15 protein-coding genes are annotated in these 20047 nt (G+C 53.5%); 3 read left to right on the forward strand and 12 right to left on the reverse strand.

Translation table 11 applies throughout. The features are described 5' to 3' along the window. Positions 1-2: 2 nt before the first annotated feature. Genes sufS through IPI29_05615 form a run of 6 tightly spaced genes read right to left on the reverse strand, consistent with a single transcriptional unit; the run spans position 3 to position 10412 of the window. Complete coding sequence (gene sufS, locus IPI29_05590) at positions 3-1256, reverse strand: SufS family cysteine desulfurase (GenBank protein MBK7412009.1); 1254 nt, start codon at positions 1254-1256, stop codon at positions 3-5. Continuing rightward, positions 1253-2608, reverse strand: a complete 1356-nt coding sequence (gene sufD, locus IPI29_05595) for a Fe-S cluster assembly protein SufD (protein ID MBK7412010.1) — start codon at positions 2606-2608, stop codon at positions 1253-1255. Before sufD ends, sufS begins: the two co-directional genes overlap by 4 nt. Then, entirely contained in the window at positions 2608-3366 is a 759-nt protein-coding gene (gene sufC / locus IPI29_05600) for a Fe-S cluster assembly ATPase SufC (protein ID MBK7412011.1), read from the reverse strand. The genes sufD and sufC overlap by 1 nt, the downstream gene beginning before the upstream one ends. A gap of 5 nt (positions 3367-3371) precedes the next feature. Then, entirely contained in the window at positions 3372-4817 is a 1446-nt protein-coding gene (gene sufB / locus IPI29_05605; GenBank protein ID MBK7412012.1) for a Fe-S cluster assembly protein SufB, read from the reverse strand. Positions 4818-4852: 35 nt separating this feature from the next. Beyond that, a complete protein-coding gene (locus tag IPI29_05610) occupies positions 4853-7378 on the reverse strand; it encodes a hypothetical protein (GenBank protein MBK7412013.1) in 2526 nt (841 codons plus the stop codon). Between the two features lie 43 nt (positions 7379-7421). After that, positions 7422-10412, reverse strand: coding sequence for an SBBP repeat-containing protein (locus IPI29_05615; protein ID MBK7412014.1), 2991 nt, complete (start codon positions 10410-10412; stop codon positions 7422-7424). A 587-nt stretch (positions 10413-10999) separates the two neighbouring features. Between IPI29_05615 and IPI29_05620 the strand changes: the two genes are divergently transcribed. Beyond that, the gene (locus tag IPI29_05620; protein ID MBK7412015.1) at positions 11000-11710 is read left to right on the forward strand and encodes a pyridoxine 5'-phosphate synthase; all 711 of its coding nucleotides are present in this window, start codon (positions 11000-11002) and stop codon (positions 11708-11710) included. On the opposite strand, the gene IPI29_05625 is transcribed toward IPI29_05620, so the two are convergent. From IPI29_05625 to IPI29_05635, 3 genes are read right to left on the reverse strand one after another with little or no spacing between them, the layout of a single operon-like run. After that, a complete protein-coding gene (locus tag IPI29_05625) occupies positions 11707-12456 on the reverse strand; it encodes a succinate dehydrogenase/fumarate reductase iron-sulfur subunit (protein MBK7412016.1) in 750 nt (249 codons plus the stop codon). The two genes, IPI29_05620 and IPI29_05625, sit on opposite strands and share 4 nt — an antisense overlap. Next, on the reverse strand, positions 12456-14369 hold the full coding sequence (locus tag IPI29_05630; GenBank protein ID MBK7412017.1) for a fumarate reductase/succinate dehydrogenase flavoprotein subunit: 1914 nt from the start codon (positions 14367-14369) through the stop codon (positions 12456-12458). The genes IPI29_05625 and IPI29_05630 overlap by 1 nt, the downstream gene beginning before the upstream one ends. Positions 14370-14393: 24 nt before the next feature. Then, the gene (locus IPI29_05635) at positions 14394-15101 is read right to left on the reverse strand and encodes a succinate dehydrogenase cytochrome b subunit (GenBank protein MBK7412018.1); all 708 of its coding nucleotides are present in this window, start codon (positions 15099-15101) and stop codon (positions 14394-14396) included. 131 nt (positions 15102-15232) lie between these two features. On the opposite strand from IPI29_05635, the gene IPI29_05640 reads away from it, so the two are divergent. Further along, complete coding sequence (locus IPI29_05640) at positions 15233-16138, forward strand: ATP-binding cassette domain-containing protein (protein ID MBK7412019.1); 906 nt, start codon at positions 15233-15235, stop codon at positions 16136-16138. Here IPI29_05640 and IPI29_05645 read toward each other — a convergent pair. After that, positions 16125-16682: a hypothetical protein gene (locus IPI29_05645; GenBank protein ID MBK7412020.1), complete on the reverse strand. Its 558-nt coding sequence runs from the start codon at positions 16680-16682 to the stop codon at positions 16125-16127. The genes IPI29_05640 and IPI29_05645 overlap by 14 nt on opposite strands. Between IPI29_05645 and mltG the strand changes: the two genes are divergently transcribed. Further along, positions 16669-17670 carry an endolytic transglycosylase MltG gene (mltG, locus tag IPI29_05650; GenBank protein MBK7412021.1) on the forward strand — a complete coding sequence of 334 codons (1002 nt, stop codon included), beginning with the start codon at positions 16669-16671 and terminating at the stop codon, positions 17668-17670. The genes IPI29_05645 and mltG overlap by 14 nt on opposite strands. On the opposite strand, the gene IPI29_05655 is transcribed toward mltG, so the two are convergent. Both IPI29_05655 and IPI29_05660 read right to left on the reverse strand, forming a co-directional pair. Further along, positions 17667-19151: a hypothetical protein gene (locus tag IPI29_05655; GenBank protein MBK7412022.1), complete on the reverse strand. Its 1485-nt coding sequence runs from the start codon at positions 19149-19151 to the stop codon at positions 17667-17669. The two genes, mltG and IPI29_05655, sit on opposite strands and share 4 nt — an antisense overlap. After that, positions 19126-19941 carry a hypothetical protein gene (locus IPI29_05660; GenBank protein MBK7412023.1) on the reverse strand — a complete coding sequence of 272 codons (816 nt, stop codon included), beginning with the start codon at positions 19939-19941 and terminating at the stop codon, positions 19126-19128. Before IPI29_05660 ends, IPI29_05655 begins: the two co-directional genes overlap by 26 nt. Positions 19942-20047 lie beyond the last annotated feature (106 nt).

The raw sequence follows: 20047 nt of genomic DNA on the forward strand, positions 1-20047 counted from the left end.
GGTCAACGAAGCAACCGTATGGAGCGCAGTAATGCCGTAGCAAATCTATCGATATCCTCAGCTGTTGTATAGACAGCGATGGATGCCCGAGCCGAAGACGTAATGCCGAAGCGTTTCATTAGCGGCATCGTGCAATGATGACCTACTCGGATGGCAAAACCTTGCTCATCAAGCAGGACACCGATGTCATTCGCATGGACGCCGTCAATGACGAATGACCGGATACCAACGTGTGCCTGACTCGGACCAAGGATGCGGAGTCCGTCAATGGAAGCAAGTACATCATGCAATTGCGTCGAGCGTGCGGCCTCGTGCGCCTCTACCTCTACCCGATCAAGGCACGTAAACCATCGGATCGCTTCAGCAAGCCCAATAGCGCCATCCATATTCGGCGTTCCGGCCTCGAAACGCATCGGTGCATCAAGGTAGGTGGAGCGCTCAAACGTTACCTCGTCGATCATCGAACCGCCACCTTGGTACGGCGGCATCTGAGCGAGAATCTCTGCTCTTCCGAACACTACTCCGATACCCGTTGGACCATAGAGTTTGTGTCCCGAGAACACGTAGAAATCACAACCGATCCGGTACACGTCGATGGCGTGGTGTACCACCGCCTGCGCCCCGTCAACCAGTGAGTGAGCCCCTACCGCGCGAGCCATTGAACAGATCGCGTGCACGTCATTGATCACGCCGAGAGTATTGGATACATGAACAACGGAGACAAAGGCCGTTGTTTCATCGATAATGGACTGAGCGTGATCGAGATCCAGCGTACCATCATCACGAACATTGATCACGCGGAGTTCTGCGCCTAGACGCTGACACACCATTTGCCACGGTACGATGTTGGCATGGTGTTCCATGCCGGATATCACAATGCTGCGACCCTTGAGGCGCTCACCCATCATCTGCGACCACGAAGCGGCAACAAGATTGATGCCCTCCGTGGTTCCTCGCGTGAAAACGATCTCGTTCGAAGCTGCACCCAAAAATTCTGCTACCGTGGAACGTGCATCTTCATATAGAGACGTTGCTTCAGCACCAAGGGCGTGACCCCCGCGGTGAACATTCGCATTTGAGCGTTCGTAGAATCGAGAGATCGCATCGATAACACATTGGGGCTTCTGGGCCGTTGCTGCACTATCAAGGTAGACAAGCGGAACATTGCCATGCACCGTACGAGAGAGGATCGGAAACTCCGCTCGCACTGCCTGAGCATCAAAGACATTGGTTGAGATGGTGGTGAGTCCACTCATAAGGAGAACGGTTCGGCTCCGAGTTTTGCGGCGATGCGTTGTTCACAGTGGATACGAAGTGATTCGTGCTCCATGTGTTCCATCACCTCAGCAACAAAGGCATAGGTCATCAGTGCTCGTGCCTTATCTGCATCGATACCGCGAGAACGGAGATAGAAGATCGCTTCCTCGTTGAGCTGTCCGGAGGTAGCACCATGAGAACACTTCACATCGTCAGCCCAGATCTCCAACTGTGGCTTGGCATTCACCTGTGCCTTATCACTTAGCAGTATGGTATGGTTCGATTGATAGGCTGTTGTTTTTTGTGCCTGCGGGCGGACGTAGATCTTTCCATTGAACACACCGGTTGAGGACCCGTCATAGAGCCCCTTATACAGTTCTTCACTGTGACAATGATGAACAGTATGGTCTACTACCGTGTGGTTGTCCGCATACTCTTTTCCATTGAGAACCGACGCACCATAGAGATAGGCTTCGCTTGCAGGTTCTAACAGTTGGACAAGTAGGTCATTTCGTACAAATGACGCACCGAGTGAAATAGAAAATGCCGTGAAGCGCGAGCCGTGCTCAACGCTGGCAGCGATGGAGGAGATATTCTTAAGATTCGACGATGGGGTGTCATCAACGATCTTGGTATACCGAATCACGCTCTCGGGACCAAGGACACACTCGGCTACGCTTAGGTCGAGTGCAGTATGGTCTCCGATCGTGTGATGAGACTCAACGATCTCAGCTGATGAGCGGGCCCGTGCTAGAACAAGGATGCGCGGCGTTGATAGGACGTCGTGTGATCGAACATCGTTGACGATGGCAACGTGGATCGTCCGCATGATCGATATATCGGCATCAAGTCTGATCACCACACCTTGGTGCGTGAGGGCAGTGTTTACGGCAACAAATGGATGGCCATCAACTGGTGCCAGAGAACCAAGTGCTGCACTCACAGATGAGTCCGATGCAACGAGTTCGTCTGTGAGTGCTTCGATCCTCAGGCCAGGAACGTGCATTGGGACGGTAGACAGATCGGGTTCGAATCGCCCATTGACGATGGTCACCATCCAGCCCCCTTCGAGAGCTTCGTGGAGACCGAACATCGAAGACGTTACATCATTGATCGTGAGCAACGAGTCTTCGTTTTTATCCACATCCGACGAGAACGCCAGACCGATGAAGGGCAAGACGTTCGTGTATTTCCATTCTTCGTGTCGCGTAGTAGGAGCGCCTTGCAACGTGAATGCAGAGAGTCCGGCCTTTCTCTGTGTATGCAAGGGGCCGGCGGCATGTCCATTCACACGAGCGGACACCGCATCGAATGCGTTCTGGACCGTAGTATTGAAGGTGTCGAGCGACATCAGGCCTCCACCGCCGATTCGGTCTTGATCCAGTCGTAACCGCGTGCTTCCAGTTCCAAAGCAAGCTCCTTCCCACCAGATCGAACGATGCGTCCATTCCACAATACATGCACAACATCTGGCACGATGTAATCAAGCAGACGTTGGTAGTGTGTGATAACGATGGTTGCGGTAGATGGGCTGCGAAGTGCATTCACTCCGCCGGCAACAATGCGTAGCGCATCGATATCCAGACCTGAATCCGTTTCATCCAAGATGGAAAGCACCGGTTCGAGCATCGCCATTTGGAAGATCTCGTTCCGCTTCTTCTCGCCACCGGAGAACCCGTCATTGAGTGAACGACTGAGGAACGACTGATCCATTTCAACCAGTTTCATGCGTTCGCGCATTAGAGCAAGGAACGCAGCAGGTGCAAGGGGCTCCTGTCCACGATGCTTCCGCAACTCATTTACCGATGTCTTGAGGAAGTTGGCAGTGGAAACACCAGGGATCTCCACCGGATATTGAAATGCGAGGAACATGCCTTCGCGTGCTCGTTGTTCGGGAGCCATTTCGAGGAGGTCCTTGCCCATGAAGGACACAGTGCCGCCTGTTACGGTATAATCTTCACGTCCGGCAAGTACCGATGCAAGAGTGGACTTCCCGGAGCCATTCGGCCCCATGATCGCATGGACTTCACCCGGATTGACCGTAAGCGTGATGCCTTTGAGTATCTCGCGTTCTTCGATCCCTGCAGTAAGATCCTTAATCTGGAGAATTGGGGTCATCCTACACTTCCTTCAAGAGAGATTGCTAAGAGTTTTTGAGCTTCCACGGCGAATTCCATTGGAAGCTGATTGAGCACTTCGCGTGCATAGCCGTTCACGATGAGGGCAACGGCAGCCTCGGTGTCAATTCCACGTTGATTACAGTAGAAGAGGATGTCTTCTCCGATCTTCGACGTTGTAGCTTCATGCTCAACTGTGGCGGTCTTGTTCGCAACTTCGAGATACGGGAACGTATGCGCACCACATTGATCTCCGATGAGAAGCGAATCACACTGTGAATAGTTCCGCGCCCCGGTCGCGACTTTATTGACTTTTACGAGTCCGCGATAGCTATTCTGCGAGAAACCGGCGGAGATCCCCTTTGACACGATACGGCTGCGCGTATGCTTGCCGATGTGCATCATTTTGGTGCCGGTGTCGGCCTGTTGCATATGGTTCGTAACTGCAACGGAATAAAACTCACCGATCGAGTGGTCCCCTTTGAGAACTACACTTGGGTATTTCCATGTGATCGCAGACCCTGTCTCTACCTGTGTCCATGAGATCTTGCTTCGTGCACCGTCGCAGATTCCACGCTTGGTTACGAAGTTGTAGATACCGCCCTTGCCATCCTTATCCCCCGGGAACCAGTTCTGTACTGTGGAGTATTTGATCTCTGCATCCGTGTGGGCCACAAGCTCAACAACTGCTGCGTGAAGTTGGTTCTCATCGCGTTGCGGCGCAGTGCATCCTTCGAGATAGCTCACATAACTACCTTCGTCGGCAATGATGAGTGTTCGCTCAAACTGCCCAGTGTTGCGTGCGTTGATCCGGAAGTACGTGCTGAGTTCGATCGGGCAACGGACGCCTTTCGGGATATAGACGAATGACCCGTCGCTGAACACTGCGGAATTGAGAGCCGCATAAAAGTTGTCGTTCGTTGGAACTACGGAGCCAATGTACTTCTTCACAAGCTCAGGGTGTTCGCGGATGGCTTCGCTCATTGGACAAAAAATGATCCCAAGCTCTGCCAACTTGTCTTGAAACGTAGTCTTTACGCTTACACTATCCAAGACCACATCTACTGCCACACCTGTGAGAAACTTCTGCTCTTCGATAGGGATTCCAAGTTTAGCGAACGTGGCGAGCAGCTCCGGATCAACTTCATCGAGTGATGCCGGCCCTTCTTTCTTCTTCGGTGAAGCCCAATAGATGATCTCTTGAAAATCGATCTTTGGATAGTGTACGTTTGGCCACGTTGGCTCCTTCATAGAAAGCCACTGTTCATAGGCTTTTAACCGCCAAGCGAGCATCCATTCTGGTTCTTCCTTTTTCTCGGAAATGAACTTGACCACATCAGCTGAGAGCCCCTTTGGAAGAAGGTCCTGCTCAATGTCTGTGGTGAAGCCATACTTGTAGTCGCTCTGGACCACTTCGTCAAGGATCGCTGATTCTTGTGCCATGGCACAAATATACGACTCTTTTAGTCCTGATTACATTATCGGACGATCAGAAGTCTGCCCGACCCTAGTTTGCCGGAATCTCCGCGAGCGATCACCAGATACAGGCCGGCAGGCAGATCAGAAGTGTCGATCTCAACCGACCTTCGGAGTCCCTCCACAGGGCTAACTATACGGACGGATCCACCCAATGGCGTGGAGATAGCAAGTTCATTCATCCCAGATTCCAAAGAGATTCGGACCCTGTCCGCGGCCGGGTTTGGAGATATCGTAAGGGAAGGGGCTCCTGTTCTCTCTTCAAAGACGGACAGCGGGCTGATCGTGAGCTCTATGGTGTCGGAAACGGCTGTGTCGCATGCGGTGACGGCGATGCACCAATAGCGACCTGCATCGGCTTGTGTCACTGAAGAAAAGCGGAGCATAGGTCCGGTACCTGCGGCCACATCACTGCCAACCCGGAACCATTGAATGACGCTCCCCGGAGTAGCTTGAGCATAGAGTTCAGCTGGGGCTCCTTCAGAGACATTCAGAGATGCAGGCATCGTTGTGAAAATTGGAACCGGATGAACAGTGATGTTCATGATCGATGACGTAACTGCCTGGCCGCATCCTCCAACAACATAGCATTCATATCTACCGGCGGTGGACGCGGTAACGGGATCCAGCACAAGTGTGGCCTCCTGCTGCATCATGGCTACCCCATTGCGACGCCACGTGTATCGGAGGTCTCTTCCCGTAGCGTTCAGCCTATAGCTGAACTTCGAACCCAAACAGACTGGCACTGTCTGAGGAAGGGGCTCTACACGAACTTGCGGATCAATAATGATCCGATCTGAGGAGACCGAGATATGTCCACGCAATGTGCGTATGCGGAAGAATGATCCGCGCACACTTGTGTCACTTGCCATCGGGCGCCATTGATAGGAACGCCCCTTTACACCATCGATGATCGTTGTCCAGGTCGATCCATCTTCAGACCGCTCAATGACGAATGGCTCTAACGGTCCCATCTCGATCGTATTCCAGTTCACATTCATGGACTGTCCAACACAGAGGCGCTCACCGCCACGAGGTGCCGTAAGGGAGAGGGATCCGAATGCCCACTTTACGATCATCGCGTCTGTGCCACCGGACGTTGACAGTTCATCACGGTCCAACGTGATCACTGGGGATGAAGTTGAGCCCGAGAATATCAGATCGCCTTTATCATCGAGGAAACATGAGCGTAGCGATTCATCCTGAGCCCAACCAACCGTGGTTGAGAAGGTTGTTACGGCAATCCCGATCTTGGCAATAAACCCATCTGTACCACCACGCAGTTCAGAAGTAGTACCTGCGCCGATCATGGGGAGGTCTCTCGACGTTGTGATCCCTGTAACCACCCATACATCGTCAGACTCAGGGATAACGCGGGAGACCGTCTCAGTACCTGTTCCGCCAAAGAACGTAGAGCCACTGAGGCTTCGCCCTCTGTCGGCGAACAACGCAGCCATAACATCGGTATTGCCGCGCGGCGAAGACTGCTGACCGCTCACAATAGGCAGATCAAGTGAGTTACTCTCGCCAACGATGATGATGCGTCCGCGGGAGTCATGGAATACTGCGCGACCGATCTCTGATCCGCTCCCTCCAAAGAATGTTGAAACAACGAGCTGAGCACCATCTTGTGCAAACATGGTGAGCACGGCATCGGTTTGTCCCCCGTTGTACGACCAATCGTATGGTCGGTCTTTTTGAACCCACCACTGTTGTGGATTTACCTTTGGGTAGGTCTCGTAATTGGACGAACTCGTTGAACCAGTAACTGCGATCGCCCCATCCGGTGTGAGGTCAATAGCCGTAAAGACATCGTCGTTCTCGCTGCCGAAATATGTGGAGAACTGCATGATGGACAGTGACGCATCAACACGCATCAAGAACCCATCAACTCCGCCATTGTAGGTACGGTCGTAACCGTTATTGGTAGGGAACCCGGAATTCGAGGTTGTTGTCCCGCAGATGTAGATACTACCAGCAGCGTCCACTGTTGTGGCCGTGGGACGTTCGTCGCCGATCCCATTGATATAGGTTGCTCGAAGTAACGTAGTGAGGGAAGAGTTGAAGACCGCAATGAAGCCGTCTACACCGTTCGAGTAGATCTGGCTGATCGACCCAGTGGACATTGGGAGTTTGATAGACTCTGTCTCACCAACGAGTACGATCCGGCCATTGGGATCGACACCCACACACGTGGCCTTGTCTTGGTATTCATCTCCGTAAAAGGTAAAGGCCTTGATAACCTGTAGATCGGCGGAAAGCACGGCTACGAATGCCTCTTCACCACCAGACGAAACGGTTTTAAAGCCTGGCACATCTACCTGAAGATCATACGAGTCTGTCCAGCCGCATACAACTATATCACCGTTGGGCATTCGCGCCGAACCTGTGACATGTTCATTTGCTGAACCGCCGAATACGGCACCGGATACAAGAGGTCCGCCCCCTTCTCCCGCCTCCGAGTTGATGACGATCGTCATCAAAAGAAGAGCAAGAAAAAGGGGGCGGAGAGTAAAGACTGTTTTCATATGCGTTAGTGCACCAGCCACGCCGAAACGTGACATTCACAACTTAACGACGAATGACTAATCTCACGTATCCGACCTGAACACCGGTTTTGATCTCTACAACATAGACTCCGGTGGAGAGCGAACTGACAGCGATCCGAACGTCGGACTCATCAGAAGGCAACACACCAAGGTCGAGGGTGGCAACAGTACGACCTTGTTCGTCAACGATCCGAGCTGTTGCCTCGGTTTGATTTTCCTGACGCACGCGAATGAACGCTGCCTCGCTGGCCGGAGTTGGACCAAGAAGTCGAAGCCACGTCTTGCCCGTTGCGAAGTCATCTTCAACAGATGTGCCCGGTGTAACAGTGACAACTGCAACGGAAGTTGTTGCTTTGCCACAGCCACCGCCTACTTCACAGGAGTACGAGCCTGCATCTGTGAGTGCAGATGCGCTTACAACATAATCAGCAGACGTAGCACCCGTGATCGGCGTGCCATCCTTGCTCCATTGATAGCTGAGGTCGGATCCAGTTGCCTTTACAGAGAGCGTGAACGGCCTCGATTGTTCTACTGTAACACTTGAAGGCTGCGTGGTGATCGCCGTGGCTTGCGCCGTAGAAAGCGTCACTGTTTGGGATGTTGCGCTCGGAGAGCATGCGCCAGTTACGATGCACGAATACTGACCGATCGAAGCAGCGTCAACTGCAGGGATCTCAAGAACATTTGATGTGGCATTCGGGATATCCGTCATTCCCTTACGCCATTGGTACTTGAGCAATGCGCCTGTAGCAGTGATGCTTAGAGTTGCAGGTTGTCCAGGACAAGCGCTTGCATTTCTTGGCTGTGCAGTGATCGTGGGAGGGTTTGAGATCGTGAATGGCGCAGTGAGTTGGCTGATATGGCCACGCGAGGATTGAATTCGAAGGAAGTACTTTCCGGTAGGGAGGACAGGTACCTTCCATTGATAGTTACGACCTGATGCTTGGTTCTTGACCTCGGTCCAGGTGTTCGTCCCTTCAGGCGAGATATAGATATTGAACTTTGCGGTGTCTGGGAAACCAAGTGATGACCAAGAGATCGTGCGATTCGATCCGGCGCACCATGTATCTCCACTACCTGGCGACGTCATTTCCAGTAATCCGAAGGCAAACTTTGCGATATACATCTCGATGCCAGGGCCGCTCATTTGGAACGTTGAGTCAGGCGATGTGCGCAAGTCATTGGACGTTGTTGAAGCTGCGAAATACAGGTCCCCAATCGGGTCAACGGCAACTGCGCGAACAGTATCATCGGCATTCCCGGCGACAAGTGTTGTGAACTTGTTGGTTGAGGTGTTGATCAAGGCAATGAAGCCATCCGAAGCACCGGATCGGGCGCCAATGGCCCCTACGCCTTCGATCGGAAGGTCATTGGAGATCGTAGTTCCATACACAACGGCTGTTGACGTTCCTAGGTGCTGACGCACACCGGTCACTTCATCCCTGCCTGTACCGCCGAAATACGTTGCACTCACAAGGTCGCGTCCGTCATTTGCAAGTACAGCCATGAACATGTCCTGCTGGCCAAATGCCTGTGAGAACATGGACCCGATCGTCTCAAGATTGGTGGATGTCGTAACACCAACCACTGATGCCCGACCGAGGTCATCAACAAATATGCCGCGACCTTCATCTTCGCCCGCACCACCAAAGAACGTGGAGTAGGTACCATCGTCCGTCTTTGCAAGTGCCAATTCATTGTTGAGCTTTACGATGAACCCATCGGTGAGGCCGCCGTTGAACGTGCGATCGTACGGCACGCGACCAGACGAAAATCGGTCAGAGGTAGGTGCAGTTTCGAAGTTGGCAGAAGTTGTGCTGCCGGTCAAATAGACACTGCTTGATTGGTCAATGACCATCGCCGAAATCAGATCAATACCTTCACGACCGAAGAATCGCGACTGTTGTATAGAACCATTCGCTGAATACGATGCAACGAATCCATCCGTCTGGCCCATGTTCGCACCACCACCCGGCTCATCCCGATATGTAGGTGGCTGACCAAAGCGACCGGGGATCGTGACGCGGATAGTAACTGGGAACGTCACTGGGAAGTTCGTCGTTGAGGTTGTATTCCCTGCTACAAAGATCAGACCATTCTGATCCACCGCGATCGCACGTCCAATGTCTTCCTTATTGCCACCATGGTAGAAACCAACGATGAGCTTCGAGAGTGTTGAGTCGAGCTTTGCTACAAACGCATCTAGTCCAGCCTTGTAGAGTTTTCCAGATACACCGGACGTTGTTGGGAAATCGGTTGAATTTGTCTCACCGGTCACATACACATTATTCTGTGCATCCTTTGTGAAGGCACGGACCCGATCATCACCCGTTCCTCCGATGAATGAGAATGCACGTACCTTTCGGAGTTTTGGGTCAAAGCGAACAAGGAAGCCATCCGTTGGGCCCTTCACGGTTGTGGTGTATCCACCAACAACTCCTGGGAACTCAAGCTCGGGAGTTGTTCCGGCGGCAACTACGTCTCCGTTGGTTAGGTATTCAATACCCGACACAACATCTGTACTTGGCCCACCGAAATACGTACCATAAACGGTTGACGTGATCGGTGTAATGTCTGCTACAACCGGATTAGACGAACCGAGAAGTTCTCTCGACACCTGCGATAGGTCAGCCCCTTCTCGAGCGATCATGGTCCGCACAATACGTCCGTCTTCGCCATGGCGGAACATGAACGACACTCCCGGATAAAGATCCATTACGGCTACATAGGAATGGACCGTGGCACTGTACCAGTTGTTCGGATCGTTGCCCTTGATGAAGGAAACACGAGATACTTCTGGACCTGAAGAGGCAACTGAACGCAGATTAACGTTCTGGAATGCCTCACGAATAACGATACCAGAGCGGACACCCGATGATGCAGCGATCGCAAAACGATCTTCAACCACACCTGTTCGAGTTATCCAAACGTTGGTACCGTTCTGCCGCGCCATGTACAGCACTTCTGACGGCCATTGCCCAACATTGGCAATGAAACCATCGACTGCTGTCATGGGGCTTGTGGTAGCCATCAACCTGACGGGCATCGTCAGAATGAAAGCAAGACTGAGCGCTGAAAAGCACCTTGAGATCGTATGTGTGAAGTTCAAAACCTGCTCCTAGATTACAGTACATCTCACCGTGAAGACAGAAAAATACCTTCACGGAACAGTTCGTTACAAATTAAAGCTCGCTTCGACCACGGCGATTCTCACCGTAGTTCAAGTGGTAAATTCAGGCGTGCGATCCACCTGTCCGTTGCGAATTCCCTTCGCGCGTTGGATCTCAAACTGGTCGAAAACGACCCTTGTTCGGGTTATCCAGGTGCCGAGGTTGCCGTCTCGGTAGTCAACAAGGACCTCAGATGGCCATTGGCCAAACATTCCAACCCAACCGAACACCATGACGAGGGACACGAGACAACACAAACGGGCTGTGTAGTACGTTACAAAATTCAAATTTGGCTCCCAACCAAGTGAACATTCTCAATGACCCCAACCCATAACAACAATCAGGATCTGAAATTGTTACGGTATTTTGACGCCGGATGCAGTAAAAATATCGCGATTGTTCTGAAAACACGACCTTCTCCCGAGCGAATATGAACCTCGCCGTCAACATCGACCATGTGGCCACCCTGCGCGAAGCCCGGGGAGGTATGGAACCGGATCCTGTTCATGCTGCCGTTCTGGCCGAAATGGCCGGTGCGTCGGGGATCGTTTGCCACCTACGAGAGGACCGCCGGCATGTCAATGACCGAGATGTCCGCGTTCTGCGGGATGTCCTGACAACGAAGCTGGATCTGGAAATGGCCACTACGCCCGAGATCATCGCGATCGCCCTGGAGATCGTCCCGGACCTCGTTACGCTGGTTCCGGAAAAGCGCGAGGAACTCACCACGGAAGGGGGCTTGGCAGTACACGGCAATGAAGCCTATCTCTCAGAGGTCACCAAGATGTTCCACGAGAAGGGTATTCTCGTGAGCCTGTTCATTGAGCCGGAACCGATGCAGATAGACGCGGCTGTACAGTGTGGGGTGGATATCATTGAGCTCCACACGGGCACCTATGCGAATGCCAGAAGTAAGGCGGGAGTAAAGATCCAGTTTGAGCGCATCCGTGCGGCCGCTATGTATGCTGCAGAGGCAGAACTCGTGGTCACGGCCGGACACGGACTCGATCTCAGGAATCTTGAGGCATTTCGCCTGATCCCTGAGATCGAAGAAGTATCCATCGGGCACGCCTTAGTGAGCCGAGCCCTCTTTGTTGGTTTTGAACAGGCCGTGCGAGAATACGTAGCTGCCGTGTCTTAGTCGCGTCCACCGATCGCACTTCCAACATAGTCACGATTCATCTGAGCGATGAATTCAGCACTGATCCCCTTCGGGCAGGCAGCTTCACATTCCAAATGATTCGTACAGGCTCCAAAACCCTCAGCATCCATTTGGAGTACCATGTGCATGGCCCGAGTTGAACGTTCGGCCTGTCCCTGCGGGAGTGAGCCTAGGTGTCCAACCTTAGCTGCCGTGAAGAGCATCGCTGAAGCATTTGGGCACGCTGCTACGCAAGCGCCGCACCCGATACATGCCGCAGCGTCCATGGCGCGATCTGCATCGAGCTTTGAGATCGGAAGCGTATTGCCGTCTTGAGCGTTGCCGGTATTCACACTCACAAAACCACCCTTTTGGATGATCCTGTCAAGTGATCCGCGGTCCACAACAAGGTCGCGCATCACAGGGAATGCCCGTGCTCGCCATGGCTCGATGTAGATCTCGTCACCATCCTTGAATGTCCTCATGTGCAGTTGGCAGACCGTGGTCTTTGCAACCGGGCCATGAGGGCGACCATTGATCACCATACCGCATGTACCGCAGATACCTTCGCGACAATCGTGATCGAAGGCAACCGGGATCTCTCCCTTTGCGATCAGGTCTTCATTGAGGACGTCGAGCATCTCGAGGAAGCTCATGTGCTCGCTCACGTTGGCAACGTCATACGTCTTGAGCATGCCGGTGGCGTCGGGGCCGGCCTGACGCCAGATATGGAGGCGAAGGTTCATTACTTGTAGCTCCGTGTTGCGAGGTGCACGTTTTCAAAGACAAGGGGCTCCTTGTGGAGCGTTGGCTTTGAGCCAACACCGGTATACTCCCATGCCGCGGCGTAGCAGAAGTCTTCGTCGTTCCGCTTTGCTTCGCCGTCTTCTGTCTGATACTCTTCGCGGAAGTGTCCGCCGCAACTCTCGTTGCGATGCAAGGCGTCCGTACACATGAGTTCTGCGAACTCCAAGAAGTCTGCCACACGGAGTCCAAGTTCCAGAGACTGATTGAGTTCGGCCCCGGTACCAGGAATAGTAACGTTCTTCCAGAATTCATCACGCAACTCAGGGATACGCTTCAATGCTTCGGTAAGCCCCTTTTCATTACGGGCCATACCACACTTATCCCACATCAGCGTGCCGAGTTCGCGATGGAATGATGTTGGCGAACGTTTCCCGTTGATCGACAACAAGGTGTTCACCTTTGTCTGTGCTTCTGAAACCGCCGCACGGGCTTCCGGCGCGTCATTCGTGACGGGTTTGAAACCACCATTGGCAAAGTACCCGCCGATGGTGTACGGGATCACGAAGTATCCGTCAGCAAGACCCTGCATCAGGGCAGATGCGCCGAGACGATTGGCTCCGTGATCGGAGAAGTTGGCCTCACCGAGAACGAACAAGCCGGGGACGTTCGACATCAGATCATAATCAACCCAGAGCCCGCCCATTGTATAGTGCACTGCGGGATAGATACGCATCGGCACTTTGTACGGGTCTTCGCCTGTGATGCGCTCGTACATTTCGAAGAGGTTGCCGTAACGGTCGGCGATAACATCCTTACCGAGTCGATTGATGGCGTCTGCGAAGTCGAGATACACACCAAGTCCGCCAGGTCCCACACCACGACCATCATCACATGCCTCTTTTGCAGCGCGGGATGCGATATCTCGCGGCGAAAGATTTCCGAACGACGGATATTTACGCTCGAGATAGTAGTCACGTTCAGATTCTGGGATCTGATCCGGCGAACGCGTGTCTCCCTTGGCCTTCGGCACCCAGATGCGACCATCGTTGCGCAACGACTCAGACATCAGCGTAAGCTTTGATTGATAGTCTCCGCTCTGCGGGATGCAGGTTGGATGGATCTGCGTATAACAAGGGTTTGCGAACAATGCCCCACGCTTATGCGCTCTATAGGTAGCCGTGACGTTACAAGCCTTGGCATTTGTACTCAGGTAGAAGACATTGCCATAGCCACCGGTAGCAAGGATGACTGCATCGGCCATATATGACTCTATCTTCCCAGTTACCATATCGCGAGACACAATGCCGCGAGCCCGACCATCAACAACGATGAGATCCATCATCTCTTGCTTGTTGTAGAGCTTTACCTTGCCAAGTCCAACCTGACGCATGAGTGCCTGATACGCACCGATGAGAAGCTGCTGGCCCGTTTGTCCCCGTGCATAGAACGTACGAGACACCTGCGCGCCACCGAATGAACGGTTGCTGAGATATCCGCCGTACTCACGAGCGAATGGTACACCTTGAGCCACGCATTGATCGATGATGCTGGTTGAGACCTGGGCAAGTCGATAAACATTCGCTTCACGTGCACGGAAGTCTCCGCCCTTGACCGTGTCATAGAAGAGACGCCATACAGAGTCACCATCATTCTGGTAATTCTTCGCTGCGTTGATACCGCCCTGTGCAGCGATCGAGTGAGCTCTGCGTGCTGAGTCGTGATACGTGAACGCCGAAACGTTGTATCCGAGCTCAGCAAGAGTAGCTGCTGCGGATGCGCCCGCAAGCCCCGTACCGACCACGATGACATTGTACTTCCGTTTGTTGGCCGGGTTCACAAGTTTTAGGTCCGCACGATGCTGATCCCACTTCTGCTGAAGTGGTCCGCCCGGGATATTGCTGTTGAGTTCCATAGTGCTAGGGGTTCCTTCGTTCTTTTAATGCACAAGGCCGGCAATGATCGAAAGCGGCACGCTGCAGAAGCCAATGGCAACGCCGATGCCGAGGATTGGGCCGACAAGCCGAATGACCGGGACCAAACGCTTATTCGTTACGCCGAGGGTCTGGAAGGCACTGGCAACGGCATGGTTAAGGTGCAATCCCAACAGAACCATCGCCAGAATGTAGATCGCTGTTATAAGGGGCTCATGGAAACTTGCCAACACCATACGGTACACATCTGGCACGATGGTTCCATCTGCAAGAGCGTACTCCCACCCTGTTTGTCCAGCGTAGAATTGCGAATGCGCCGTGCCCCATGTGAAGTGCGCTAGGTGATACAAGGCATACACTAGGAGAAGAAGCCCAGAGAGCGCCATGCTACGGGATGCCATCGTAGATGTGCGTGTGTCCACTTTGACGTATTTCTCCGGTCGTGCTGCTCGGTTACGTTGTGTGAGCCTGATCGCAGACCAAACATGCAGCACGAACACCAACAACAGTCCGCCCCGAACCAGCCAGATCGCTGCTCCGTGGACCATCGTGCGGAGGCTGCGACCATATTCGTTCATGTGCTCCGGCCCCAAGAAGATCAGGAGATTTCCTGAAAGGTGGCCGATGAGAAAGAGGACCAGAAGGAGGCCGGTAAGGGCCATCACCCACTTCTGAAATATGTTCGAACGCCATACATCGCCGAACGCTCTCATGTTTCTCCCCGTCGAAGTTGATCGGAATGGCCTCCCTAACAGCAGGTCCATTCAAAAAGTGCCACAAAGTTACGAATGTGGGGATACCAGCACGTGCAACCCTTTTCCACAACGGACCGTACCTTAGCGCCATGCTCTCAATAACAAACATCACGAAGCGCTTCGGCGCCCACATCGCCAATGATCATATCACGCTCAATGTGAACGGCGGACGCATCTACGGCCTCCTTGGTCCGAATGGTGCAGGGAAGACTACGCTCATTCGCATGATCACAAACATCATCATGCCTGATGAAGGAGAGATCTTGCTCGACGGCAGGACTGTTTCTGCCATCGAACAGAACTCGATTGGCTACCTGCCTGAGGAGCGAGGTCTGTACAAGAAGCTTACCGTTGCTGAGCAACTCACGTATTTCGGCCAGCTCAAGGGGTTTGACGGACGTGAGGCTTTCAAACGTGGCTCTTGGTGGCTGGCTCGCATGGACGCTGCAGGATGGGAGTCTAAAAAGGTTCAGGAACTCTCAAAAGGCATGCAGCAGAAGGTGCAGTTCATCTCCACCATCCTGCATGAACCGAAATTGGTGATCCTGGACGAGCCGTTCAGCGGACTCGACCCGTTGAATTCTGACCTGTTGATCACGGTGATCAAGGAACTTCAGCAACGCGGTACTACCATCATTCTCTCAACACATCAGATGGACCAGGTTGAGAGGCTCTGTGATGATATCGCCTTGATCAATAAGGGGCGTGTGGTTCTCAATGGCTCTGTACGTGAGGTTCGCGCCGGCTTCCGCAGTGACCGGGTCTACGTGGATTACCACGGAGAAGACGCTCCGATGAGGGAGATCTTTGGTACTTCTGTGCTAGACTCTGCTGCCGGGCGCGTCGAACTGCGAATCACCGACCCTTCGGTACAGCCGATGGACGTACTTCGCACCGCTATCAACAACGTCGAGATCACGAGATTCGAGGTGGCAGAACCGTCACTTCACGACATCTTCGTTCAGACCGTACGGGAATCCGTCACCACGTCGTAGAACCAACAACGAGCAACGACTGATAGCTCAGTGCCCTGCCGTCAGTAGAGGTCTTGTCCCCCACCACCGCTGTATAACGGAACATCAGCGCTCCTCGCTCAAAGATCCCGAACGTGAGATCGATCGTGAAACACGGTCTCATGTCAACGGCAGATGGCGAGTATCGTCCGAGAGTATTCATGATCCCGAAGCCGATCGAACCGCCGAGACCTAACCGGTCGTCATTCAGTGGACGTTCAAGAAATGCGATCACCACGGTTAAGGGGATATGAGCTTGGGTCATAGTGAACCCATCTGTTGAATCAACAGCAAACACCGGCATCAGTCCACCGCAGAACTGGATCGTCCCGCCGGCAAATGGCAACATGTCAACCTTCATTCCCCCGCCGAAGCCAAACCCAACTTCTACCTCGTTATCGAGACTCGTAAAGGCTGGACCAAAGAAGATCTCCGGCTCTGTATCGAGCAAGGCAAAAGTTGGCTGACTCAACACAACGATGATAACGACAATGAGTCCTATCTTTCGTGCTATGTCCGTGCCCAAGAAACGTCCTCTTCGTCGCATCGTGGTCCTCGTAATGCTTGCCTCGCTTGCTGGGGCTGCCGGGATTGTGTGGACTCTCCAACGCCCACTACCTATCAACGGAGAGCGTGTTGTCCATATTGCCCGGAGAACAACCATCGCCGGAGCGATCGACAGCATAGATGCGCAATGTACGCTTCCAACACCTGCCCTCGTGCGTATGACGGCACGGTTGATGGCTAGGATCACCCAACGCCCGGTGCATCATGGCTGGTACAGATTCACGTCTTCTGATTCGCAATGGGATGTTGTTACGGCTCTCCTGAGCGGCAGACGAAGACCTGCAATACGTGTGACCATACCGGAGGGTCTAACGTATCGAGAGATCGCGAGCATTCTGCAACGGAAGGCAGAAATAGATTCATCGGCATTTGTTTCCTGGTGCGAGCAGGACTCTGTAGTGGCAAAGTACACCGACGATGCACCGTCGATGGAGGGATATTTGATGCCCGACACCTATGATGTTCTGTGGCGCGATGACGCAAGTGCAATCGGTGAGCGTCTTGCAGAGCGTGCTCGTTCGATCTGGAATGAGTTGAACGTACGAACATCACGAAAGGAGGGTCTCACACTTGCCTCCATCGTGCAAGCGGAAGCCGCCAATGTTGCCGAGATGCCTGCAATAGCCGGAGTGTATTCGAACCGATTGAAACGAGGGATGAGACTCGAGGCAGACCCAACAGTACAATACGGCATTGGCGTCAAACGACGCGTTCTCTACCGCGACCTCGATGACTCACACGCGTACAACACATACCTCCATACCGGTCTACCGCCGGGCCCGATAGGCAATCCCGGTGCTGATGCGATCAAGGCTGCACTGCACCCCGCCGAGCATCAGTTCTTGTACTTTGTTGCGCGCGGAGACAGCACGGGCCTGCATCGCTTTGCCCGAACAGGTGCTGAACACATGGAAAACGTTCGGCTCTACCGAATTGCTCGACGTTAATCCTCAACCCAAACAGGACTGAATCGCCCCTTATCATCCGTTGCTTGAATGCGGAAGGTGAAGGGGCGTTGTGGGTCGCGGATGGTGATCTCAAACACCTCCAACCACGAGGTTGTTGGCTGCTGTGCGTCAGCAGCCCTTAGGTATCCGGAGAGCTTCCGTGGCTCTTGGGCATTCCCATCCACTACTCTCAGAGTTGGTCGGTTCACGCTTCGATCGTTTGAGAAGAACTGCACAACCACGGTCTTCTTGCGTTGGTCGGCATCACGCTTCACATCGCGGATGACAGGTGCCGGATAACTCCGCACCTGGATCTGTTGGGTAGGACCTTCACGGTTGCCATCCACGAAGCGTTCGAATGTGAGCGTGCGACCGGTGTCTCGGTGCTGCGGTCGGATCCGTAGTGTTCCTTCATTCGTGGACGCGATCTCTCGATCTCCATCGCGGACCACGGCTCGCGCGTTCTCCACTGCCGGTAGACGTGGGTCAACGACGTAGTCCACATTCGGGAACATCACATCCGGCACATCAACCACCGCAAGGGGTTGAGCACTGACAACGAATGTTGTTGTACGAGTTTGACCATCTCTGCGCTGTGCGCTTACTTCAATTGTGACCGATCCGCTGCGAGGGGCACGCCCCTTCACAATGATCGTCCGTTGATCTGTGTATCGCTGAACCTCACCGATGTTCTCTCCGATCACTCGGATGCGAGGCATGCCAACGAGATCTCTGGCAGGATCGGCTCCCCCAACGCTGATGCGATTGGTCCACTCACGCGATGAGATGGTATTGATCCTGTCTCGTGCAGGATCGATCCAAAACTCACCCATTGCGACAAGCCCTCCACTACGATCCGATGTGTCTCGGACGATAACGGTGTCTCTCCCTCCTGGCAAGGTGATGAAGGTAGACGGGGACTCCTTGTCTACGATCGTGGAGAGAATGAACTGTGTGGATCCGGTCATGCGGAGTCCGGCAGGCAGGTCATCGGTGTCGGTCCCATTGGCTCCGGGCGATCCTACCGGGGCCCCACTGCCAAGGATGGTAACACGGAACGTTCGGGTCATGGCATTTGTAAAGTCCGGATGCCAGCGAAAGACAACGGCATTACGCTGCGGTTGATGGTCGAGCGCGAACATCGAGGTTGAGGATTCACCCGACTCAATAGTAAGGACCTGTCCGGTCTCAACCTCTTCAATGCGTGCGCTCACACGCATATCGGCAACCGTTCCTGAGTAACGGATCACATTGAATGAATCAAGTGTTTCGATCCGCGCACCACCTGTGCTATCGCGTGTGAGTTCACACAGAAGCCGCATACGGTCCGGCGTGAACTCCAAGCGGGCATGTGCAAGGGCAGCGACATCATTCTTCGTTTCTGTCTGGTCCCCTTTGTCCGGCATGAGCAGGACAAGAGCCACGAGATAGAGAACGAAATAGATCTCAACTCGCCTACGTCGACGATGACGGTCGTTCATCGCGATCCAATATGTGGCGAGAGAGTATACGTTCGATCTCTGTGCGTACGAGCCGTTCCACTTCCTGACGTTCCACGGACTTCAGGCGCTCTCCTAGGACATCTACGCCTTCCGTGAATCGCTCCAGCGACACGGTAGTGGACCTCATGGCATTCATCAGATCAGGATTTGGGGCAACTGCACTGACTGCGGCCTCTACGCCATCGCGCATTTGCACGATCATGGTGTCCTGGCGCTCAACGAGGTCATTGAGCGTCCCTGCGATGGTTTCAAGTTGAACGGCCATTGCCGCATAGTCTCGGCCGATCTCACCTAGTTCTCGAAGGAGTTCTTCTGCTGCTGCTGACTGACCGTTGTTGGATGAGGTCTGCTCGATCTCTTCCGGCGGCGTAAAGAACATAACCACAAAGAGTAGCATCAGCAGGAGTGCCTCGAGGATCACGCCAGCAACCACAAGCCCCGGGGTTTCAATGACACGCGTCCTATTGAGGCCCACAGCCACGAGCAGAAGGGCTGCTCCGAAGTACACAAAGGCATTGATCGCCGAATAAAAGAACCTGTTGATCACCTCCTGCATCCAAAGGGATGTTCCGGACCATATACCAAGTGGGTGGAGAACCACAACGTCCCGCTTGGTCATTCGTATGAGCTCGCGCTCAGTTGCGCAGATCCGCCACATGGTCGTCAGAACCACCAGCGAGCTTACTTGCCGCTCAAAGCGGAGTTCACGATAGATGTCACGCAGGAGCGCACGTCCGTGTACACTCGAGAGCGTCTCAATGGTTGTCATGCTTTTGGAACGTTCATAGCGGTCAATTGTCAATGATACGGAATATGGAAGTGTCTTTGCAGTCATCCAGTTCTGCCGTATTCTCGTCCCTCCGTTTCTCCACCTG

The sequence above is a fragment of the Ignavibacteria bacterium genome (assembly GCA_016707005.1).
In the GTDB taxonomy this organism is placed as follows: domain Bacteria; phylum Bacteroidota; class Ignavibacteria; order Kapaibacteriales; family Kapaibacteriaceae; genus UBA10438.

What these genes read in the sequence shown, in the direction of transcription:
- IPI29_05630 (MBK7412017.1), bottom strand. Translation starts at nt 14,369, where the DNA reads ATGGAACTCAACAGCAATATCCCGGGCGGACCACTTCAGCAGAAGTGG.
- IPI29_05610 (MBK7412013.1), bottom strand. Translation starts at nt 7,378, where the DNA reads ATGAAAACAGTCTTTACTCTCCGCCCCCTTTTTCTTGCTCTTCTTTTG.
- IPI29_05615 (MBK7412014.1), bottom strand. Translation starts at nt 10,412, where the DNA reads ATGACAGCAGTCGATGGTTTCATTGCCAATGTTGGGCAATGGCCGTCA.
- IPI29_05620 (MBK7412015.1), top strand. Translation starts at nt 11,000, where the DNA reads ATGAACCTCGCCGTCAACATCGACCATGTGGCCACCCTGCGCGAAGCC.
- sufD (MBK7412010.1), bottom strand. Translation starts at nt 2,608, where the DNA reads ATGTCGCTCGACACCTTCAATACTACGGTCCAGAACGCATTCGATGCG.
- IPI29_05660 (MBK7412023.1), bottom strand. Translation starts at nt 19,941, where the DNA reads ATGACAACCATTGAGACGCTCTCGAGTGTACACGGACGTGCGCTCCTG.
- IPI29_05635 (MBK7412018.1), bottom strand. Translation starts at nt 15,101, where the DNA reads ATGAGAGCGTTCGGCGATGTATGGCGTTCGAACATATTTCAGAAGTGG.
- IPI29_05625 (MBK7412016.1), bottom strand. Translation starts at nt 12,456, where the DNA reads ATGAACCTTCGCCTCCATATCTGGCGTCAGGCCGGCCCCGACGCCACC.
- sufB (MBK7412012.1), bottom strand. Translation starts at nt 4,817, where the DNA reads ATGGCACAAGAATCAGCGATCCTTGACGAAGTGGTCCAGAGCGACTAC.
- sufS (MBK7412009.1), bottom strand. Translation starts at nt 1,256, where the DNA reads ATGAGTGGACTCACCACCATCTCAACCAATGTCTTTGATGCTCAGGCA.
- IPI29_05640 (MBK7412019.1), top strand. Translation starts at nt 15,233, where the DNA reads ATGCTCTCAATAACAAACATCACGAAGCGCTTCGGCGCCCACATCGCC.
- mltG (MBK7412021.1), top strand. Translation starts at nt 16,669, where the DNA reads ATGTCCGTGCCCAAGAAACGTCCTCTTCGTCGCATCGTGGTCCTCGTA.
- IPI29_05655 (MBK7412022.1), bottom strand. Translation starts at nt 19,151, where the DNA reads ATGAACGACCGTCATCGTCGACGTAGGCGAGTTGAGATCTATTTCGTT.